This is a genomic window from Amycolatopsis sp. (genome assembly GCF_035276945.1).
In the GTDB taxonomy this organism is placed as follows: Bacteria; Actinomycetota; Actinomycetes; order Mycobacteriales; family Pseudonocardiaceae; genus Amycolatopsis_E.
Map to the genome: position 1 here is coordinate 1 of NZ_DATELF010000036.1, position 19,182 is coordinate 19,182.

Genomic DNA, 19,182 nt, shown 5'->3' on the forward strand with positions numbered 1-19,182 from the left:
TTGTTCCGGGCGTCCTGTCGATTCCCTCCCTTCCCGGCCGCGCGGGAGTCTCGTCACCTTCCGTGCCCGGTCGCGGGCCGCCGAGGCCGGGTTAGATCGCGAGTTAGGTCGCCGGGAGCGGGTTAGATTTCTAACCCACGGGTTAGCCGCCCCCATCTGGTTCCTGACCTGCGCAAAGTTAGACAAGTTAGGTGGGTCAGGTGGGTTAGATCGGCGCCCGCGAGCCTCCAAAAACCCGGCGTCGCGCCACAGGCCGCGAGCTAACTAACCCGCGCAGCTGCGCCACCCCACGGCCCTAGGTCTAGACCCGGCTGCCTCTAGACCTAGACCCCGCCCCTAGACCCGCATCGGTCACCTGACCAGGCACCTAGACCCCTAGACCCACCTCGGGAGGACCATGCCCAACCCGCTGCACAAGGCCCGCACGCCCCGGCGGCGGCAACCCCTAGAACCCCTCGCGCGACACGGAGCGTGAACAAAGCGAACGCTAGCGTTCGGCGCCCGCCTAGCGTGCCTCGATGCTAGATCTAGCGTCCCCGCTAGCGTCTCGCAACCGGGCTGGCCAGCGATCTAGCGCCTAGCGTCCACCTGCGCAAACACCGCGCCAACCCCCGAAAACCCAGGTCCGCGACACCCCCGCCGGGTGCTCGCTAGGGCCGAACATGCCCAAAACGCGGATACGGACAGTAGCCGCGACCAGGAAGGAGCACGCCATGCCATCACCGCGCCCGCTGACCAGCACGACCACCGGGAGACACCCCAGATGGACACCGCGCACACCAACCAGGGCCGCGTCCTGCTGACCGTCGAAGCAGCCGCGCAAGCGCTCAGCATCGGCCGCACCACCATGTACGCGCTCATCAAGGCCGGGCGCATTGCAAGCGTCCGCGTCGGCCACCTTCGCCGCGTACCCGCTGCCGCGCTCGCGGCCTACGTCCAGCAACTCGCTACCGACCAGCAAGCCGCCTGAAAGGGGGACGTGACGAATGCCGCGCAAGAAACGAGCCGAAGGCAAACGCGCACCGAATGGCGCGTCGAGCATCTACTACAGCGAATATGACAAGTTGTGGCACGGTCGCGTGACAATGGGAGTCCGCGACGACGGGAAACCCGACCGGCGCCACGTCAAGCGGAAAAAGGAATCCGATGTTATCGACGCCGTGCGGAAGCTTGAACGCGAGCGGGAAAGCGGGCAGGTTCGTAAGCCTGGTCGGCCGTGGACCGTTGAAAAGTGGCTCAGGCATTGGGTGGAGAACGTGGCCGCTCCATCCGTTCGTGACACAACACTCGCCGGGTATCGGACGGCCGTCTACAAGCATCTGATTCCGGGAATCGGAGCGCACCGAATCGACCGACTAGAACCGGATCACCTCGAAAAGCTCTACGCGCGAATTATGGCGGAAGGTGGTAAGCCAGGTACCGCGCACCAGGTACACCGCACGATCAAGACCGCGCTTTTCGTGGCAATGGCGCGTGGCCACGTCACCAAGAACGTGGCCAAGCTCGCGAAGGCCCCGCGAATCGATGAGGACGAGATTGTCCCGTTCACCGTCGAAGAGGCACAGCGGATTCTCGCCGCTGCCGCCAAGCGTCGGAATGGCGTGCGGTTCGCAGTGGCGCTCTCGCTCGGACTGCGGAAAGGTGAAGCTCTTGGCTTGAAATGGTCACGCGTCGATCTGGACGCGGGTGTTCTGCACACACCTCGACAACTCCAGCGGCATAAGTGGAAGCACGGTTGCGACGACCCGCACGAATGCGGGAAGGCGCTTCACAAAACGAGGCCGTGCAAGCCGACGTGTACGCGGCACAAGAAGCCGTGTCCTCCGGTGTGTCCGCCGAATTGCACCGGTCACGCGGCGGCTTGCCCAAAACGCCACGGCGGCGGACTTCGGGAGGTCGAGGTCAAATCCCGGGCCGGAAAGCGAACGGTCGGCATTCCTAAACCGTTGCTCGACGCGCTGCGAGAGCACAAGAAAGCGCAGGATGCCGAACGCGAGCACGCTGGTACGGAATGGCATGAGGGCGGCTGGGTATTCGCTCAGCCAACCGGCCGGCCGATCGATCCACGCGCCGATCACGACGACTGGAAGAGCTTGCTCGGGGAGGCGAACGTTCGGGACGCTCGGCTGCACGACGCCCGGCACACGGCGGCGACCATGCTACTCGTGCTCAAGGTGCCACTACCGGCGATCATGGAGGTGATGGGCTGGGGCGAAGCGTCGGTGGCGAAGCGCTACGTGCACGTCCCGGATGAAGTCATTCTCGGCATCGCTGGCCAAGTCGAGGGGCTTCTATGGGCCGCCGCTGGAAAGGAGACCTCGGGCAAGTCCACGAAGGGGCTCACCGACAAGCAGCGGAAGGCCCTGCTCGCGCTGCTTGCCGACGTGCTCAACGAGGGCGAAAACGCGGCGGACGACGACCAGGGCGACGACGGCACGGCGGGGCTTCCAGAGGCCGTCTGAGCGGCGCATATGAGCCCCAAACTGAGACCGAGGCACGGCCACTCGATCGGCCGTGCCCCGGTTCTCGCAGGTCAGAGACCTGTTGTCGGTCGGGATGACAGGATTTGAACCTGCGACCCTCCGCTCCCAAAGCGGATGCGCTACCAAGCTGCGCCACATCCCGTGCGCCTGAGCACCCTCCGTCAGCAGAGGATCTCCCTACGAGCGGGCGACGGGAATCGAACCCGCGTAGCCAGTTTGGAAGACTGGGGCTCTACCATTGAGCTACGCCCGCGTACGCCCGGGAAGTCCCGGGCGCGGTCTCATTGTACCGGTCCCCGCCGCGGTGATCACACCACCCCACTCGTCCGGCGCGGCGCGCGATCTCAGCCCGGTCAGGGCGCGAGGGTCGCGCGGCATTCGGCGCAGCGTGGGAGCTTGCGCCAGGGATGTGTGCTCTCCGACGGGATGCACCGGTGGCCGCAGGAGGCTCGCAGCCCGGTGCCGGGGTGGTAGTCACGGCCCGCCGGCACCCAGTGGGTCGCGGCGGCGTCGCTGTCGGGCAGCCATCCCCAGTACGAGCGCAGGGAAACGAGGTCTGATCGGTGGGGTGCGGGGAATCTGCCATACATGCGCGGCATGGTCGTCCCCCGCGACCCTCCGCGCACCGGGACACACAAGAGGTAACAACTCGCTTACGTTCGTGTGCGCAATGTTTACCCGCCGGCACGCCGCGCCGTGGCCATGGCGCGTTCGACCTCCCAGAAGGCACGTATGGACATGATCTTGCCCTCGTCGTCGACCCGGTAGACGAACACGCCGTCGGTGTCCACGCGGTAGCCGCGCAGGAAGGTCGTGACGGTGCCGACGTTGGCGACCTCGTTGCCCGCCGCGTGCGAGTCCCGCATGACGAACTGGAACCGCTCCACCCTGGCGATCGCGAGATCCCAGAACGCCGAAATCCCGTCGTGGCCGTGGTGTCCCCTGCCCTCCTGGTCGAACATCGAGGGTCCGACCGGGTCCTCGATCACGGCGTCGGGCCGGAACAGGGACGGCCACTCTTCCTTGGCACCCTGGACGGTCGCGTTCATCGAGCGCCACGCCGCCACGCGCGCGGGCGGCTGCGCTGCCCCGGGGTCCCAGCACACTTCGATGGTCACCGGAACTCCCCGATTGTCTCGTCGGCGAACTTCTTGATGGCGTCCTTCTTCGGCCCGATCGGACCGTCGAAGGGAATCCCGTCGAACACCCAGGGCTGCGTAACCACGTCGGTGACGCCGATCCCGGCCTGCTCGCGGTACCCGCTCGGACCGAACCGGTCGATGCACACGGCCTGGATCTCGAACGGCTCGCCGGCCCGCCCGTATTCCACGCGAAGTTCGTTCAGCCGGCCGATGGCGCTCTCCAGGTCGGCGAATTTCATCATGGCCGACGACCAGCCGTCGCCGACGCGGGCCGCGCGCCGCAGCGCCACGTCGGTGTGGCCACCGATGTAGAACGGCACGCACTTGGCGGGCGCCGGGCTCATGCGCAGCTTGTCGAAGTCGAAGAACCGCCCGTGGTAGGAAACCATGCCGCCGCCGAGGATCAGCCGCAGCACCTCGATCGCCTCGTCCACCCGCTTGCCGCGCTGCGTGTACGGCGCGCCGCACCACTCGAACTCCTCGGGCATCCAGCCGACGCCCAGGCCCAGGCCGAACCGGTCGCCGGACAGCACCGCGACCGAGGCCACCTGCCGGGCGAGCAGCACCGGATTGCGCGAGCCGAGCTTGAGCACCGAGGTGTAGAAGAAGATCTCGCTGGTCACCGCGCTCATCGACGCGACGGCGATCAGCGGGTCCGCCCAGGGCGTCTCCTCGTTCCAGAACCGGCTTCCGTCGGGCGTGTAGGGATACTCGGCGGAAACCGTCTCGGAGTAGAAGAGGGAATCCGGCAGTGCGATCGCCGAGAACCCGTTCTCCTCCGCCGTCCTGGCCAGGTCGGCGAACTGGTCGAGGGGGTTCATCGCGACCGACAAGGTGAACTTCATGCTTGCAAGACTATAACGTGTTCTAGTTTACGTCGAGAGCGGAACGGGCGGTGCCAGCCGCCGCGACCAGGCTGGCGGTTGGCGTCGCCATCCTCGCCAACGGCACTCCAGAGTGGACACACGACACGGCCTGGGCGGCCGCACTGCGGAAAGTCGGCCGCGACTGCTTCGGTGAACTGCCCTTGCCCGCCTGCGGCTCCAGCGAGGAGGAACGCCGGCACCGCTGGAACGGCTCGACCACGCACAGCTACCGCGGTTCGAGACCGAACCGCGGCAGGCACTGCTCGCGGCCCAGCCCGACGGCGTCTTCGCCGAGGAGGTAGCCGTGCGGGCCTCGGGGCTCTGGGAACACAGGGGATAGTGTCCACGTTGTCCGGTTCAAATACCGAAACTCGTGGGGAGCTAACCATGGGTACCGCGATCACCGTGATCGTGCTCCTGCTCATCGTCGTCGGCGGCATCGCGTACTTCGCGAAGAACCAGGCCGCGGCCCGGCAACGCCAGCTCGAGGACGCCAAGGCCGACGCACGGCGGCTGGTGGAGCGCCTCGGCGGCCAGGTGCTGAACCTTACGGGCACCGACACCGCGTCCATGCAGGCGCTCGCGGACGCCGCCGAGCGGTACAACGCCGCCGGGTCTCAGCTCGGCCAGGCGAAGACCGCCGAGCAAGCCAAGCTGGTCAAGGAGACCGCGCTTGAAGGGCTGTACTACGTGCGCGCGGCGCGCACGGCGATGGGTATGGACCCCGGCCCGAAGCTCCCCGAGGAGGCCGAGCGGGAGCGTGCGGGCAAGGTGACCGAGCATCGCAAGGTCGACGTCGAGGGCCAGAGTTACGAGGCGTCGCCGGACCCGGGCGCCGGCACGCCCTACTACTACCCCGGCGGCCGGGTCGCCGGGCGCCCGGTGCCGCAGGGCTGGTACAGCGAGCCGTGGTGGAAGCCCGCGCTGATCGCCGGCGCCTGGGGCCTGGGGTCGATGTTCCTGTTCAGCGCGATGTTCAGCGGCATGAGCGGGATCGCGAGCGCGCAGGCCTGGGAGGCCGGCTTCGACGCGGGCCAGGCGGACACGATGGCCGACATGGGCGGTGCCGACACGGCCGGTGACTTCGGCGGTGGTGACGGTGGTGGTGACGGCGGCGGAGGCTTCGACGGCGGCGGGGTTGACGGGGGTGGCTTCGACTTCGGCGGCGGGGGCGACTTCGGCGGCGACTGGTAGCTCAGGCGGGCTGGCAGGCCGGACACCAGTAGAGGTTGCGGCCCGCCAGTTCCTTGTGCGCCACCGTGGTGCCACACACCAGGCACGGCTGGCCGGCACGACGGTAGACGTAGACCTCGCCGCCGTGGCGGTCCTGCCGCGGCGCCCTGCCGGTGACCTCCGGCAGGTGCTCGTCGGCGACGGTGTCGATCCGCCCGGTGCGCACGCCCGCCCGCATGAGCGTGCCCAGATCCGTCCAGATTTCCTTCCACTGCACCGGATCCAGCGACCTGCCCGGCGTCATGGGCGCGATCCCGTGCCGGAACAGCACTTCCGCGCGGTACACGTTCCCGACACCGGCGAGCACACCCTGGTCCATCAGGAGCGTGGCCAGCGGCGCGCGTGACGCGGAAATCCTTTCCCACGCCCGTTCCGGCCGCGCGTCGCGGCGCAACGGGTCGGGGCCGAGCCGGGATCTGATCGCCTCCACCTGATCCGGGGCGAGCAGCTCGCATCGGTTCGGGCCACGCAGGTCTGTCCAATGTGTACTGCCGATCAGCCTCATCCGCACCTGCCCCACGGGAACCACCGCCGGCAGCTTCGACTCGCTGAACGTGCCGTAGAGGCCGAGATGGACGTGCACGGTCCCGGCGGAGCCGAAGTCGTGGAACAGATGCTTGCCGTGCGCCTCGGCCCGGACGAGCACCTGACCGTCCAGAATGGACGCTTCGCGGGCGAACTTGCCCTGCGGGCTGCTCACCGCCACCGGCCCGCCCGCGTAACGCCGCTGGTGCAGCCGGGCGAGCCGGTGGAGCGTGTGGCCTTCGGGCATCAGGCCGACGGCAGCGGCGGCGGGGTGCCGGTGCGCTCGTACTCGGCGAGTTGACCGATCCGGCGTTTGTGCCGCTCGTCGGGGGACGGCGGGGTGGCCAGGAATGTGTCCACGATCTCGACTGCTTCTTCGACGGTGTGCATCCGCGCGCCGATGCCGATCAACTGGGCGTGGTTGTGCTCACGGGCGAGCTGGGCGATCTCCGGCTTCCAGGCCAGCGCGGCCCGGGCACCACGCACCTTGTTCGCCGCGATCTGCTCGCCGTTGCCGGAGCCGCCGATGACCACGCCGAGGCTGCCCTCGTCGGCCACCACGCGCCGGGCCGTCTCGACGCAGAAGGCCGGATAGTCATCGGCCGGGTCGTAGACGAACGGGCCGATGTCGACCACGTCGTGCCCGGCGCCTTTGAGGTGGGTCGCCAGGTGATTCTTCAGTTCGAAACCGGCATGGTCGGATCCCAGATAGACACGCACGGCCTGGAGTCTGCCATCCCCGCGTAACGCGGCCATGCTTCGGGTATGGGGACCTTCTTTCAATCGGGCTTCGACGGCAGGCTGGAATGGCGACCCGACCTCGCCTCGCGCGACGGTGCCACTCTCTGCTGCTCCGCGTTGCCGCGGCCGGGACCGGTGCACGGGTGGGCGGGCCGTCCCCGCAACGCCACCGCGGCGACCACGGCCGCCGTACCGGCTCGGCGGAGCCGTCGGCGTGATCCCGGCGGGCGAGCGGTGGGGCGTGAATGCGCTGGCCGCCGGGACGGACAGTGGCCTCCGGCCCTGCGTCGAAGATCACCTCGGGGCGGGCGCCATCGTCGAGGCCCTGCTCGCGCTCTCCTGTTCCGCATCCCCGGAAGCCACCCTGGCGGCCACGGCGTTCGCGGCACTGAGGTCACCGAAGCCCTCACCGGCTGTGTGTCCGGGTGTCCGGCCGTGAACTCCTCGACGCCGGACACGCCGATGACATCGCACTCGCCGCCGCCACGGACGTCAGCACGGCCGCCCCGCTCCTGGAACCCACTACGTTGAGAGACAGTTCATCGGGGAGGGAGTGATCCGTGGGCGACTGGGTGGAGCTCGGGCACGGGGTGTTCGCGCGACGGTACGAGCACCTGGACCAGACGCTGGGCCTTGTCGTGGGCGCCGAGCGGTGCCTGGTGATCGACACCGGTGGCGACGAGGTGCAGGGGGCCGAGTTCGCGGCGGCGATCCGGGAGGTGACGGACCTGCCCTGGGTCGTGGCGATCACGCACGCGCACTTCGATCACTACTTCGGCACGGCCGCGTTCCGGCCAGGTGCTGTCTGGGCGCACGAGCGCTGCCGGGAGGTGATGGCCGCCGAAGCGGACAACGACCGGGCGAGGTGGGCGGCCAAGTTCACCGAAGACGGCGAACACGAGCTGGCCGACCGGCTCGACGCGGCCGAACTCGTGCTGCCGGACGAGGTGTTCGACGCCAAGGCCGCGGTGGACCTCGGCGGCCGGGAGGTCGTGCTGCTGCACCCCGGTCTCGCGCACACCGACCACGACATCGCCGTGCACGTGCCCGACGTGGGCGTGGTCTTCGCCGGTGACCTGGTCGAGTCGGGCGCGCCGCCGGCGATCGGCACCGACGCCCATCCCGTGGCCTGGCCGAGGGCACTGGACAAACTGCTCGCCCTGCACCCACGTGTGGTCGTGCCCGGGCACGGCGAGCCCGTGAACGCCGAGTTCGTCGAGGAACAGCGCGACGAGTTGCACCAGCTTTCCGCGTTGTTCCGGGCCGTCCAGGCGGGGCGGATGCCCGTCGAGAAGGCGGTGTGGCACTCGCCCTACCCGATCGAGGTAACCCGTCCTGTTCTTTCTCGCGCCGTCAGTCGAACTTGAGCTCGCCCGTCCGGGTGCGCTTCAGCTCGAAGAAATCGGGATAGCCGGCCAACGCCACTGCCCCGTCGAACACCTTCAGCGCGTCCTCGCCACGCGGGATCGAGCTGAGCACGGGCCCGAAGAAGGCGACCCCGTTGATGTGGATGGTGGGCGTGCCGACGTCCGTCCCGACCGGGTCCATGCCCTCGTGGTGGCTGGTGTACAGGGCCTCGTCGTACTCGGTCGACTCCGCCACGTCCATCACTTCCGGCGCGCCGACGGCCTGCACCGCTTCCTTGAGCACCTGGGTGACGTCCTGGTTGCCCTGGCTGTGGAAACGCGTGCCGAACTCGGTGTAGAAGTCCCGCGTCACGGCCTCGCCCTTGTGCTGCGAGAGGGCGATGGCGACCCGCACCGGGCCCCACGCCTTCTTCAGCATTTCCTGGTACTGCTCGGGCAGGTCCCGGCCGCTGTTCAGAATCGCCAGGCTCATCACGCGGAAGTTCAGGTCCAGCTCGCGGTGCTTCTCGACCTCGAGGATCCAGCGCGAGGTGATCCAGGCGAACGGGCACATGGGGTCGAAGTAGAAGTCGACGCGCGTCGCGGTCATACGTTGCTCCCGGTAAGTGGTGACAGTCCTGTGGTGATGGTCCTGTGGTGATGGTCCTGTGGTGATGGTCCTCAAACCGGCCCAACAGCGCACGCGTGACGCTTGTTCCCGTGGGCATTCATGATTGGATGGTTGGAACCAGAACCACTAGCGCGACCCAGAGGTGCACGTGCCCGCCCCAAACCTGACCCGCGACCAAGCCAAGCAGCGCGCCGAACTGTTGGACATCGACTCCTACGACATCGTCCTCGACCTCACCGACGGCGACGGCGCGCCGGGAGAGCGGACGTTCGCCTCGACGACAACGGTGCGGTTCACCTGCGCGCGTCCCGGAGAGAGCTCCTGGATCGATATCGTAGCCGCCGGAGTGCGTTCGGCGACCCTGAACGGGCGGGCTCTGGACGTTTCCTCCTACGTGGAGGACAACGGCATCGCGCTGCCCGGCCTCGCGGCGGTCAACGAACTGGTCGTCGAGGCCGACTGCCGGTACATGAACACCGGTGAGGGCCTGCACCGGTTCGTGGACCCGGTCGACGACGCGGTCTACCTCTACACCCAGTTCGAAACCGCGGACGCCAAGCGCATGTTCGCCTGCTTCGACCAGCCCGACCTCAAGGCCACCTTCCGCCTCACCGTCACCGCCCCCAGCGACTGGAAGGTGGTGTCGAACGCGCGGGCCGAATCGACCGAGAAGACCGCCGAAGGCGCCACCAGGACGGTTTTCGCGGTGTCCGAGAAGATCTCCACCTACATCGTCGCGCTGGTCGCCGGCCCGTACGCGGAGTGGCACGACCAGTACGTGGAGGACGATCTGGTGATCCCGCTCGGCATCTACTGCCGCGCCTCGCTGGCCGCGCACATGGACGCGGAGCGCCTGTTCACGGAGACGAAGCAGGGTTTCGCCTTCTACCACGAGGCGTTCGCCACGCCGTATCCCTTCACGAAGTACGACCAGCTGTTCGTGCCGGAGTTCAACGCGGGTGCGATGGAGAACGCGGGCGCGGTCACCTTCCTCGAGGACTACGTGTTCCGCAGCCGGGTCACGCGCTATTCCTACGAGCGCCGCGCGGAGACGCTTCTGCACGAAATGGCGCACATGTGGTTCGGCGACCTGGTCACCATGCGCTGGTGGGACGACCTCTGGCTGAACGAGTCCTTCGCCACCTTCGCCAGCGTGCTCGCGCAGGCCGAGGCCACCGAGTACGAGCACGCGTGGACGAGTTTCGCCAACATCGAGAAGTCGTGGGCGTACCGGCAGGACCAGCTGCCGTCGACACACCCCATCGCCGCGGACATCGTGGACCTGCAGGCGGTCGAGGTGAACTTCGACGGGATCACCTACGCCAAGGGCGCCAGCGTGCTCAAGCAGCTGGTCTCCTACGTCGGCCTGGACAACTTCCTGGCCGGGCTGCGGGTCTACTTCGGTAAGCACGCCTGGGGCAACGCCACCCTGGCCGATCTCCTGTCCGCGCTCGAGCAGGCGTCCGGGCGCGACCTGTCCGGCTGGAGCGCGCAGTGGCTGGAAACCACCGGTCTCAACTCGCTGCGGCCGCGGTTCTCCACCGGCGCGGACGGCCGGTTCACGTCGTTCACGGTGGTCCAGACCGGGGCGAAACCGGGCGCGGGCGAGCTTCGCACGCACCGGATCGCGGTGGGCATCTACGACGATGACGACTCGGGCAACCTGGTTCGCACCCAACGGGTCGAGCTCGACGTGACAGGCGAGCACACCGAGGTGCCCCAGCTGGTCGGCAGCCGCGCCGGGAAACTGGTGCTGGTCAACGACGACGACCTGACCTACTGCACGATGCGGCTGGACGCCGGGTCGCTGGCGACCCTGGTGGACCGGATCGCCGACATCACCGAGCCGCTGCCGCGCACGCTGTGCTGGTCGGCCGCCTGGGAGATGACGCGGGAGGCCGAGCTGAAGGCCAGGGACTTCGTGGCGATCGTTTCGCACGGCATCCACGCGGAGACCGAGGTCGGGGTCGTGCAGCGGCTGCTGCTGCAGGCGCAGACCGCGCTGAACTCCTACGCCCAGCCTTCGTGGGCGGCAAGCCACGGCTGGCCGGAGTTCACCGCGCGCGTGCTGGAGCTGGCCCGCGCGGCCGAGCCGGGCTCGGACCACCAGCTCGCCTTCGCCAACTCGCTGGCCGGTTCGGTGCTCGACGGGAAGACCCTGGACGTGCTCGCCGGCTGGCTCGACGGTTCAGCGCCGTTGCCCGGCCTGACCGTCGACGCCGACCTGCGGTGGCGGTTGCTGAAGGCGCTGGTGGCACACGGCAGGGTGGGCGAAGACGCGATCGACGACGAACTGGCCAGGGACGACACCGCGACCGGCCGCCGGCACGCCGAACACGCCCGCGCCCTGCGGCCCACGCCGGAGGCGAAGGCCGAGGCGTGGCAGAAGGCCGTGTACGACGACGAACTCCCCAACGCGGTCGGCACCTCCATCATCGGCGGCTTCTCCCACCCCGGGCAGAAGGAACTGCTCGGGGAGTACGTGGGCGAGTACTTCGCGGTGATCGACGACGTGTGGCAGCGGCGGTCCAGCGAGCGGGCCCAGCCGACGATCGTCGGGCTGTTCCCGGCGTGGGCGGTGGAGCACTCCACCGTCGCGGCCGCCGACGAGTGGCTGGCCGACGAGCGCCCCGCAGCGCTTCGCCGGCTCGTCTCCGAGGGCCGGGCCGGCATCCTGCGGGCACTGGCCGCCCGCGAATTCGACGAGTCCTGACCCGCCGGCGCGAGGCCACACCACCGTGTCCTGTGGGGTGTGGCCTCGCGGGGGTCAGTGCTTGGGGGCCGAGCCCGCCTGGTCGGAGAGCATCCGCAGGCCGGAGATCAGCCCACCGACGAGGTCGCCCTCCTTGAACGAGGCGACCATGCTCATCACCGCGAGCTTGGCGCCGCGGTCGGGCAGGCGCTGCGCGGCTTCGGCACCGGTGACGATCTGGATGACCCGCTGGCCCGGCGAAACCGCGATGAGCACCGCGTCGGCCGCGCCGGGGCCGATGGCGGCGTGCAGCTTCTCCGCCGCGGCCCGGGTGTCGCCACCCTCGAACTCACCGAGGTAGACGCTGAAGTCGAGGCCGGTCTCGCGGCTGGCCAGGGTCAGCGCCTCGTCGAGCCGGGCGAGCTGGGCGGCGCTGAACGGGCCGGTCGGCGGAGCCGGTTCATACATCTTGGCGACCGAGCGCCTGCCGGTGGAGGTAATCCCGACACCGAACTCCGGCTCCTCGGTCACGGTCTGCTGGGCGAGTTCACCAGTTGCCACTGGCACCTCCAACCGCCGTCCCGGCCTGCTCGCCGGAGGTGGATTCGGACTGCGCCGCCCCAATTCCCTCGGGATGCCCGCTCCACCACATCGGCGGGTACTCCCAGGCCTGTCCCGGACGGTACCTCGGGGTCCCGGCGAACTTCGAGCGCAAGGTGACCAGCGCGACCACACCGTAGATGGCCGCGGGGATCAGCGCGAAGACCAGGATCGTCTCGACGATGCTCACGGGCCCAAGACTAGCCCGTGACATTTGCGAACCCTTCGTCGCATCGGACCCGCCTCGGCCGTGTGCCACGTCTTCGTTCACTCGATGGGCCGAAACAGGACCACGCGAAAGGTTGCAAGTCAACGTACGGCCGGACTCAACCGCCGTGGCCGTCTTGTTCAGGGGTTAAGATCCTCGTACTTTTTCACCTGTACGGGCCTTGCGCCCCGCGCCACGAACCAACTAAGTAACGCACAGGTCCCTGAAGGGAAGATCATGTACCTCGCCGCTACCCCCACTCAGACCAATGATGGCCACGTTCTGTCACTGATCAACACTTTCGAGGGCCGGGGGACCCGCGTCACCCGGAGTACTCGGGTCACCGCGGGCACCAGGGTCACCCGCGGCACCCGGGTGACGCGAGGGACGAGGGTCACGGCGGGTACCCGGGTCACGCTAGGTACGCGAGTCACCCGCGGCACCCACGGCACCGCGGGCACCCGCGTGACGCGGGGCACCAGGGTCACCCGCGGCACCCGCGTCACCTGCGGGACGCGCGTCACCGCCGCCTGAACGACCGGACGCACAACGTCGGCTCGCCCCGGCAGGCAGGTTGCCGGGGCGCCGTCGTGCTCGGACAGCTAAGCCGCCACTCCCAGGTACGGCCGCCACAACGGGTCCGCGTCCCCGGAGTGCACGAGCAGCCGCCAGTGCGGTCCGTGCGGCGCCGTCGGCACCACCCGCAGATGCCAGCCCAGCTCGGACAGCAACCGGTCGGCCTTGCGGTGGTTGCACCTGGCGCAGCAGGCGACGCAGTTCTGCCAGCTGTGCGCACCCCCGCGGCTGCGGGGGACCACATGGTCTATCGTCTCCGCCCGGCCACCGCAGTAGGCACAGCGGTACCGGTCCCGGTGCATCAGGCCCGCCCGGGTGAGCGGCACCTGGGCCCGATAGGGCACCCGGACGTAGGTCGACAACCGGATCACCGAGGGCACCGGCAGCGAGAGCGTCGCCGCGTGCAGCGTGAGCCCCGCCGGATCGCCGTGCACGACCTCCGCCTTGCCGCACATGACGAGCACCACAGCCCGCCGCAGCGGAAGCGCCGTCAGCGGCTCGTAGGTGGCGTTGAGCAGGAGAACTCGGCTGCGACCCCAGGAGGGGGTGGTGCCTGCCGCCGGATCCCGCCCTCTACGCTGACCGTGCGGTCGGCCGGGTCGGCCGCCTCGCGTGGGTGGCCCACTGGGCTGAGGCCCGCTCTGGGCACCTCCACCCGGATAGGCACACAGGACTCCCTCCGGCGCCTGCCCACCGTAATCGGCAGCGCCGAGGGGGATCGGTTGTCGGTCTGGCACTCGACCACCTCCACGGGTGCAGCCATAGTCGACCACAGATCGCACCCGAAATGCACCTGTGTTAGAAGACGTGTCCTGTGAAATCCGCCCGTCGTTCGTGTGACGACGGGCACAATGCCGAGAAAGGGGCCGCAAGCCGCCGTGAACCCGCTGCTTAGCCAGACCCCCCAGTGTGTCAGCGAGCAGGGCACCTGGTGTTACGAGGTGTACCAGATTACTCACAACGAGTGGCTGGCGGCCTCCGCCGGATGGCTCGTGGCCAAGCCGTTGAAGATCACGCTGGTCCTGGTGGTCGCGATCTTCATCCGATGGCTGGTCCGGAAACTGATCGACCGGCTGACGACCCTCCCCCGCAACAACGGCAACCGCAAGCTTCCCGCGCTGCTGAGACCGCTGCGCGAGCGCGCGCCGAGCCTGCTGGGTCCGTCGCTGACCGAGCGTCGCGCCCAGCGGGCCAAGACGATCGGTTCGGTGCTGAAGTCCGTCACCTCGTTCGTGGTCCTCGGGCTGGCGTTCATCCAGGTCCTCGGCGAGTTGGGGATCAACCTGGGGCCGATCATCGCCTCGGCCGGGATCGTCGGCGTCGCGCTCGGTTTCGGCGCCCAGAACCTGGTCAAGGACTTCCTGTCCGGAATGTTCATGATGCTGGAGGACCAGTACGGCGTCGGCGACGTGATCGACACCGGCGAGGCGAGCGGGGTGGTCGAATCGGTCGGCCTGCGTATCACCACGCTGCGGGACATCAAGGGCACGGTCTGGTACGTGCGGAACGGCGAGGTGCTGCGGGTCGGCAACTCGAGCCAGGGCTTCGCGGTCGCCGTGGTGGACGTGCCGCTGAGCTACACCGCCGAGGTGGACCGCGCGGTGGAGGTGCTCACCGAGGCCGCCACCGCCGCAGTGGCCGAGGAACCCCTGTCCAGTAACGTTCTGGAGCCACCCCAGGCGCTGGGCGTGGAAAGCGTGACCCCGGAGGGCATCACGATCCGGCTGACCGCGAAGGTGCGGCCGGGCAAGCAGTGGACCGTGCAACGCGCCCTGCGCGCGGCCGTGCTCGCGAAACTCGAGGAAGCCGGGTTCGAACCGCCGATCGGCCGCCTGCTCGGGCCGGCGGGGACGGGCGCACAATAAGCAGGAGAAACCAAGCCCACAGCCGGGCCGCGGCAGTCAAAACGACCAGCGAGCGCGCGTTGCGCAAACTCGCGGAGGAGAAATGAGCGCGCCGGAACCGAATTTCTACGAGGCGGTCGGTGGCGAGCCGACCTTCCGCAAGATCGTTTCGCGGTTCTACGCGGAAGTCGCCCAGGACGAGGTCCTGCGCCCGCTCTATCCCGAGGAGGACCTCGGACCCGCCGAGGAACGGCTGCGGCTGTTTCTGATGCAGTACTGGGGCGGGCCGCGCACCTACCTGGAGCGCCGCGGCCATCCGCGGCTGCGCATGCGCCACGCCTCGTTCAAGATCGGTCCGATCGAACGGGACGCGTGGCTGCGCGCGATGCGGGTCGCCGTCGACGAAGCCGGACTGCCCGAGCCTCTGGCGCGGCAACTGTGGAGCTATCTGGAGTACGCCGCCCAGAGCATGATGAACAGCTTCGTCTGAGGCTCGATTTCCGTCCTTTTAGGACATAGCGTGCGGCGCCGGCGATACCTGCGATTAATTGGGTAAATGCTGGGTTTCCGACTCGTATCGGGGTCTTGTAGCGGAGGTGTCCCAAGCGTGAAGATGAGGTGGCCGGGACTTCCCCGCCCCCTCATGTCCGACCCCTGACCCGCACTGGAGCCGCCGCGTGGGCTTGTTGACCAACCGCCACGCCAGGAAACGAACGGATCCCCACCGGTTCCTCGACACGCCCGGTGGCCCGCGCCCCGCCGGATACGTCCCGGGCGAGGGTGTTCCCGGCGAGATCGCCGTGTACTTCGCCGACGATCCGCGCAAGCTCTATCAGCTCGAGCAGTGGCTCCCGGTGCTCGAACGGCTCGACGCCGGCCATCCGCTGGTGATCATCACCCGGCATCCGAAGACCTACGCGGAACTCGGCGAGATCAGCGGGCTGCGGCGGGTGCTCGCGCCGGCCTTCCCCGACCTGGCCAACCTGTACGAAAGCAGCGACTTCAGGGTCGCCGTCTACGTGAACAACTCGGTGCACAACTTCCACTCGCTGCGGCAGCGCCGGATGCTGCACGTGCACGTCAACCACGGCGAGAGCGACAAGGTCTGCATGGTCTCCAACCAGGTCAAGGCCTACGACCGGGTGTTCGTCGCCGGGGAGGCCGCCATCCGCAGGCACCACGCCGCGCTGATCGGGTTCGACGACGCCAAGCTGGTGCCGGTCGGGCGCCCGCAGCTGGACCTGTCCCCCGAGCCGCTCATCGCCGCCAGCACGCGCCACACGATCCTCTACGCACCCACCTGGGAGGGCGAAAACTCCTCGAACAACTACACCTCGGTGGACGTGTTCGGCCCGGAGATCATGGCCGCCGCGCTCGCCGTGCCGGGTGTCCGGGTGATCTACAAACCGCATCCGCGAGCCGCGATCAGCCCGCTGCCGACCATGTCGTCGGCGCACCAGCGGATCGTCGGCCTGCTCGAAACCGCCGCGCGGCGCGATCCCGCGGCCGGGCACCGCTACCTCCCCGCCGGCGACATCCTCGCGGTCTTCCCCCGGTGCGACCTGATGATCACCGACGTGTCCTCGGTCGGGCTCGACTTCCTGTACCTGCGGGGCGAGGCGCCGATCCTGATCGCCGACCGGCACGACGACCGGTACCGGCTCGCCGCCGACGCGCCGATCAGCCGGTGCGCCGACGTCGTCGATTCCACCACCATCGCCGACCTCACCACGACGCTGACCCACCGGCTGGTCGCGGACGCGTACCGCGCCGAGCGGGACACCATGCGCAAGTTCTACTTCGGCGAGCTCGCGCCCGGCGAGAGCACCGAGCGGTTCCTCACCGCCATCGATGACGCGGTCGCCACCCGCGATCTCCAGCTGGCCCGGCTGGAGGCGAGCGCCACGGTCCTGCACAACGAACAAACCGGGAGGTCGGTATGAAGGAACTGCAGGTCGTGATCTTGGCGGCCGGTCTGGGCACGCGGCTGGGCCGCCCCCTGCCCAAGCCGCTGACCCCGCTCGCGGACGGGCGCAGCATCCTGCGGCAACAGCTCGACAATCTCGCGTCGGTGTTCGGGAACTTCCTCCGCGTCACCGTCGTGGTCGGGTTCCGGCCGGAGCAGATCATGGCCGCTGTCCCGGAGGTGAGGTTCGCGTTCAACGAGCGTTACGAGCAGACGAATACCAGCAAAAGCCTGGTCAAGGCGCTGCGTGGATCGTGCTCGGGCGGAGTACTGTGGTTGAACGGTGACGTTGTGTTCGACCCGGAGCTACTCACCGAGATCGCACCGGTCATCGAAGAGGACCGGTCGTTCGTGTGCGTCAACACCGCCGCCGTCGGCGAGGAAGAGGTGAAATACACCGCAGACGTCGACGGCTACGTTCACCAGCTGTCAAAATCGGTGGTCGGCGGTCTCGGCGAGGCCGTCGGGATCAACTACATATCGTCGGCCGACAAGCCGACACTGGTGAAGCACCTCGAGGCCTGCGGCGAGACCGACTATTTCGAACGCGGCATAGAGACCGCGATCGAACTGGACGGAACGCGGGTGCTGGCGCTGGACATCTCCTCCTACTTCGTGGTGGAGGTGGACTTCGCCGACGACCTCGAGCGTGCCAACGTGGAGGTGAGCAGGACCGTCACGTCCGCCGCGTGAGCCCGCCGGGCGCCGCGCAGCGGCGTTTCGGCGCGTTATGGACGGCAACAGAGTTTTCGGTCGCGGGCCGGTGATCGTCGGACACCGGGGCTGCGGCCGGGGAACTGTCCACGGTCATCAGGAGAACACCCTCTCCTCCTTCCTCGCCGCGGTCGGCGCGGGCGTGGACTGGGTCGAGGTCGATGTCCGCCGCACGTCGGACGATCAACTGGTCGTGGTGCACAATCCGGCCGACGTCGACGGGGTGTTCTACGCCGATATCACTTTGCGGGAAGCGGTCGCCAAGGGAGCGCTACAGCTCGAGGCCCTGCTGGAAGCGCTTCCCCCGGAAGTGGGGGTCGACTTCGATGTCAAGACCGCGATGGAGGACGCCACCCGTGGCCGGGCCGAAACCACGATGGGCCGGCTCGCCGCCATCGCGGTCCGCGAATCCACCCAGCGTGACCTGCTGATCACGTCGTTCGACCCGGGCGCGCTGGACATCGCGCGCCAGCTGGCCCCCGGTGTGCCGCGGGGCCTGCTGACCTGGGTCGACTTCCCGATCGGCCATGCCGTCGCGGCGGCGGGCCACCTCGACGTCCAGGTGCTCGCACCGCACTGGGGTTCGTTGCGCCCCAACGACGTCGAGCCGAAGGAACTGCAACGGCCACTACGGTACGTGGTCGACCTGGTGCACGCCAGCGGGCGCGAGTTCCTCGCCTGGTGCCCGACGGTCAAGTTCGCCCAGCGCCTCCTGGACGCCGGCGTGGACGCGCTCTGCGTCAACAACGTCCCCGACGTCGTCGCCGAACTCACCCCCGTCGCCGCTTGAGGGTTTCCGATGTGCCGCCCCAGGGCGGCACATCGGGCCGGGTGGTTCAGAACAACAGGGGCAGGAGTGCGTGGCGGCGGCGGAGTACGGCGCCGTACCGGGCGTCGAGCCGCATCCACGAAGTGGTCGCCGTCACGCGGACCACGTCGTCCGGGATCGACTGGTCGACGAAACCCATACCGGACAAGGCGAACAGGCAGCGCATCGGCACCTTCACCGCCAGACCGCCCTCGCTGACCGTGAGCACGGTCTGGTCCATCAGCGACGCCGGCGGCGTGCCGTGGGGGCCCAGGTTCTGCCGTGCGAGCGTCACGCCCTTGTCCGTGAGCTCGGTGATCACCTTGGCGGGCAACCTATCGACATGACACCAGTCCGCACCGCCCGGCAACTCGGCATGCCACATCAGATCGCGCGGCGGACCGGGGTCCATGCGCTCCCCGGGGGTGATCACCAGCGCGGCCAGCAACTCGTTGCCGGAGACGGTCACATCGCCCGGCGCGATCTCGCCGTGGACCGCGCGGGTCGCCAGCACCTCGAACGGGGTGGCGACCCAGGCCTCCACGACCCCGCTCCCGCGGTTGCGCAGCCGCACCACGGCCTGCGCGTCGAGCCGGACGGCCCTGGCCACGAAGGCGCTCAGGGTGTCCCGATCGGCCGGATCGGGGATCCGCAGCTCAGTGGTTCGCAGCCCCTCAGCGCTTGTTCGAGGACGCGCCCAAGCGGTCTCGTGACCAGGGCTCTCCCGGGTGCCTATCTCCCGTTTCGCCGGATGGGAGCCCTGCCCTCGAGATCGGCTCCCCTCGGACGGCGGGCTCGACCATTCAC

At 68.6% G+C, this 19,182-nt stretch carries 21 protein-coding genes and 2 tRNA genes; 11 read left to right on the top strand and 12 right to left on the bottom strand.

Annotated features, from left to right (window positions below; all coding sequences use genetic code 11):
* Positions 1 to 763: 763 nt before the first annotated feature.
* Positions 764 to 970 carry a helix-turn-helix domain-containing protein gene (locus VJT49_RS04970; RefSeq protein WP_324163491.1) on the top strand — a complete coding sequence of 69 codons (207 nt, stop codon included), beginning with the start codon at positions 764 to 766 and terminating at the stop codon, positions 968 to 970.
* Between the two features lie 16 nt (positions 971 to 986).
* Positions 987 to 2,462, top strand: coding sequence for a site-specific integrase (locus VJT49_RS04975; RefSeq protein WP_324163492.1), 1,476 nt, complete (start codon positions 987 to 989; stop codon positions 2,460 to 2,462).
* 89 nt (positions 2,463 to 2,551) lie between these two features.
* Here VJT49_RS04975 and VJT49_RS04980 read toward each other — a convergent pair.
* The 5 genes from VJT49_RS04980 to VJT49_RS05000 form a co-directional block, all read right to left on the bottom strand.
* Positions 2,552 to 2,625 (bottom strand) — tRNA-Pro (locus tag VJT49_RS04980).
* A 40-nt stretch (positions 2,626 to 2,665) separates the two neighbouring features.
* Positions 2,666 to 2,736: transfer RNA gene (locus VJT49_RS04985), tRNA-Gly, on the bottom strand.
* 100 nt (positions 2,737 to 2,836) lie between these two features.
* A complete protein-coding gene (locus tag VJT49_RS04990) occupies positions 2,837 to 3,073 on the bottom strand; it encodes a hypothetical protein (RefSeq protein ID WP_324163493.1) in 237 nt (78 codons plus the stop codon).
* An 84-nt stretch (positions 3,074 to 3,157) separates the two neighbouring features.
* Positions 3,158 to 3,601, bottom strand: coding sequence for a nuclear transport factor 2 family protein (locus VJT49_RS04995; protein WP_324163494.1), 444 nt, complete (start codon positions 3,599 to 3,601; stop codon positions 3,158 to 3,160).
* Positions 3,598 to 4,470, bottom strand: coding sequence for a TIGR03619 family F420-dependent LLM class oxidoreductase (locus VJT49_RS05000; RefSeq protein WP_324163495.1), 873 nt, complete (start codon positions 4,468 to 4,470; stop codon positions 3,598 to 3,600). The genes VJT49_RS04995 and VJT49_RS05000 overlap by 4 nt, the downstream gene beginning before the upstream one ends.
* Positions 4,471 to 4,878: 408 nt before the next feature.
* On the opposite strand from VJT49_RS05000, the gene VJT49_RS05005 reads away from it, so the two are divergent.
* On the top strand, positions 4,879 to 5,685 hold the full coding sequence (locus VJT49_RS05005) for a hypothetical protein (RefSeq protein WP_324163496.1): 807 nt from the start codon (positions 4,879 to 4,881) through the stop codon (positions 5,683 to 5,685).
* Between the two features lies 1 nt (position 5,686).
* Here VJT49_RS05005 and VJT49_RS05010 read toward each other — a convergent pair whose 3' ends face one another.
* Together VJT49_RS05010 and VJT49_RS05015 are read right to left on the bottom strand one after the other, a co-directional pair.
* Positions 5,687 to 6,496 carry an Fpg/Nei family DNA glycosylase gene (locus VJT49_RS05010; RefSeq protein ID WP_324163497.1) on the bottom strand — a complete coding sequence of 270 codons (810 nt, stop codon included), beginning with the start codon at positions 6,494 to 6,496 and terminating at the stop codon, positions 5,687 to 5,689.
* A complete protein-coding gene (locus VJT49_RS05015) occupies positions 6,496 to 6,969 on the bottom strand; it encodes a ribose-5-phosphate isomerase (RefSeq protein ID WP_324163498.1) in 474 nt (157 codons plus the stop codon). Before VJT49_RS05015 ends, VJT49_RS05010 begins: the two co-directional genes overlap by 1 nt.
* A gap of 235 nt (positions 6,970 to 7,204) precedes the next feature.
* Between VJT49_RS05015 and VJT49_RS05020 the strand changes: the two genes are divergently transcribed.
* On the top strand, positions 7,205 to 7,429 hold the full coding sequence (locus VJT49_RS05020) for a hypothetical protein (RefSeq protein ID WP_324163499.1): 225 nt from the start codon (positions 7,205 to 7,207) through the stop codon (positions 7,427 to 7,429).
* Between the two features lie 121 nt (positions 7,430 to 7,550).
* Positions 7,551 to 8,357, top strand: coding sequence for an MBL fold metallo-hydrolase (locus tag VJT49_RS05025; RefSeq protein WP_324163500.1), 807 nt, complete (start codon positions 7,551 to 7,553; stop codon positions 8,355 to 8,357).
* On the opposite strand, the gene VJT49_RS05030 is transcribed toward VJT49_RS05025, so the two are convergent.
* On the bottom strand, positions 8,344 to 8,946 hold the full coding sequence (locus VJT49_RS05030) for a DsbA family protein (RefSeq protein WP_324163501.1): 603 nt from the start codon (positions 8,944 to 8,946) through the stop codon (positions 8,344 to 8,346). The genes VJT49_RS05025 and VJT49_RS05030 overlap by 14 nt on opposite strands.
* Before the next feature lie 169 nt (positions 8,947 to 9,115).
* Between VJT49_RS05030 and pepN the strand changes: the two genes are divergently transcribed.
* Positions 9,116 to 11,680, top strand: coding sequence for an aminopeptidase N (gene pepN, locus VJT49_RS05035; RefSeq protein WP_324163502.1), 2,565 nt, complete (start codon positions 9,116 to 9,118; stop codon positions 11,678 to 11,680).
* A 54-nt stretch (positions 11,681 to 11,734) separates the two neighbouring features.
* Here the strand turns inward: pepN and VJT49_RS05040 are convergent, their stop codons facing one another.
* The 3 genes from VJT49_RS05040 to VJT49_RS05050 form a co-directional block, all read right to left on the bottom strand.
* Positions 11,735 to 12,220, bottom strand: a complete 486-nt coding sequence (locus tag VJT49_RS05040) for a DUF5130 family protein (RefSeq protein ID WP_324163503.1) — start codon at positions 12,218 to 12,220, stop codon at positions 11,735 to 11,737.
* Complete coding sequence (locus tag VJT49_RS05045) at positions 12,207 to 12,449, bottom strand: hypothetical protein (protein WP_324163504.1); 243 nt, start codon at positions 12,447 to 12,449, stop codon at positions 12,207 to 12,209. Before VJT49_RS05045 ends, VJT49_RS05040 begins: the two co-directional genes overlap by 14 nt.
* 620 nt (positions 12,450 to 13,069) lie before the next feature.
* The gene (locus VJT49_RS05050) at positions 13,070 to 13,498 is read right to left on the bottom strand and encodes an HNH endonuclease (RefSeq protein WP_324163505.1); all 429 of its coding nucleotides are present in this window, start codon (positions 13,496 to 13,498) and stop codon (positions 13,070 to 13,072) included.
* Positions 13,499 to 13,921: 423 nt separating this feature from the next.
* On the opposite strand from VJT49_RS05050, the gene VJT49_RS05055 reads away from it, so the two are divergent.
* From VJT49_RS05055 to VJT49_RS05075, 5 genes are all read left to right on the top strand, one after another.
* On the top strand, positions 13,922 to 14,908 hold the full coding sequence (locus tag VJT49_RS05055) for a mechanosensitive ion channel family protein (RefSeq protein WP_324163506.1): 987 nt from the start codon (positions 13,922 to 13,924) through the stop codon (positions 14,906 to 14,908).
* Between the two features lie 82 nt (positions 14,909 to 14,990).
* On the top strand, positions 14,991 to 15,377 hold the full coding sequence (locus VJT49_RS05060; protein ID WP_324163507.1) for a globin: 387 nt from the start codon (positions 14,991 to 14,993) through the stop codon (positions 15,375 to 15,377).
* A 187-nt stretch (positions 15,378 to 15,564) separates the two neighbouring features.
* Positions 15,565 to 16,830: a CDP-glycerol glycerophosphotransferase family protein gene (locus VJT49_RS05065; RefSeq protein WP_324163508.1), complete on the top strand. Its 1,266-nt coding sequence runs from the start codon at positions 15,565 to 15,567 to the stop codon at positions 16,828 to 16,830.
* Positions 16,827 to 17,546 (top strand): phosphocholine cytidylyltransferase family protein, encoded by a 720-nt coding sequence (locus VJT49_RS05070; protein ID WP_324163509.1) that lies wholly within the window; start codon positions 16,827 to 16,829, stop codon positions 17,544 to 17,546. The genes VJT49_RS05065 and VJT49_RS05070 overlap by 4 nt, the downstream gene beginning before the upstream one ends.
* Before the next feature lie 37 nt (positions 17,547 to 17,583).
* Positions 17,584 to 18,357 carry a glycerophosphodiester phosphodiesterase gene (locus VJT49_RS05075; RefSeq protein ID WP_324163510.1) on the top strand — a complete coding sequence of 258 codons (774 nt, stop codon included), beginning with the start codon at positions 17,584 to 17,586 and terminating at the stop codon, positions 18,355 to 18,357.
* 46 nt (positions 18,358 to 18,403) lie between these two features.
* Here the strand turns inward: VJT49_RS05075 and VJT49_RS05080 are convergent, their stop codons facing one another.
* Positions 18,404 to 19,045 (bottom strand): hypothetical protein, encoded by a 642-nt coding sequence (locus VJT49_RS05080; protein ID WP_324163530.1) that lies wholly within the window; start codon positions 19,043 to 19,045, stop codon positions 18,404 to 18,406.
* Positions 19,046 to 19,182 lie beyond the last annotated feature (137 nt).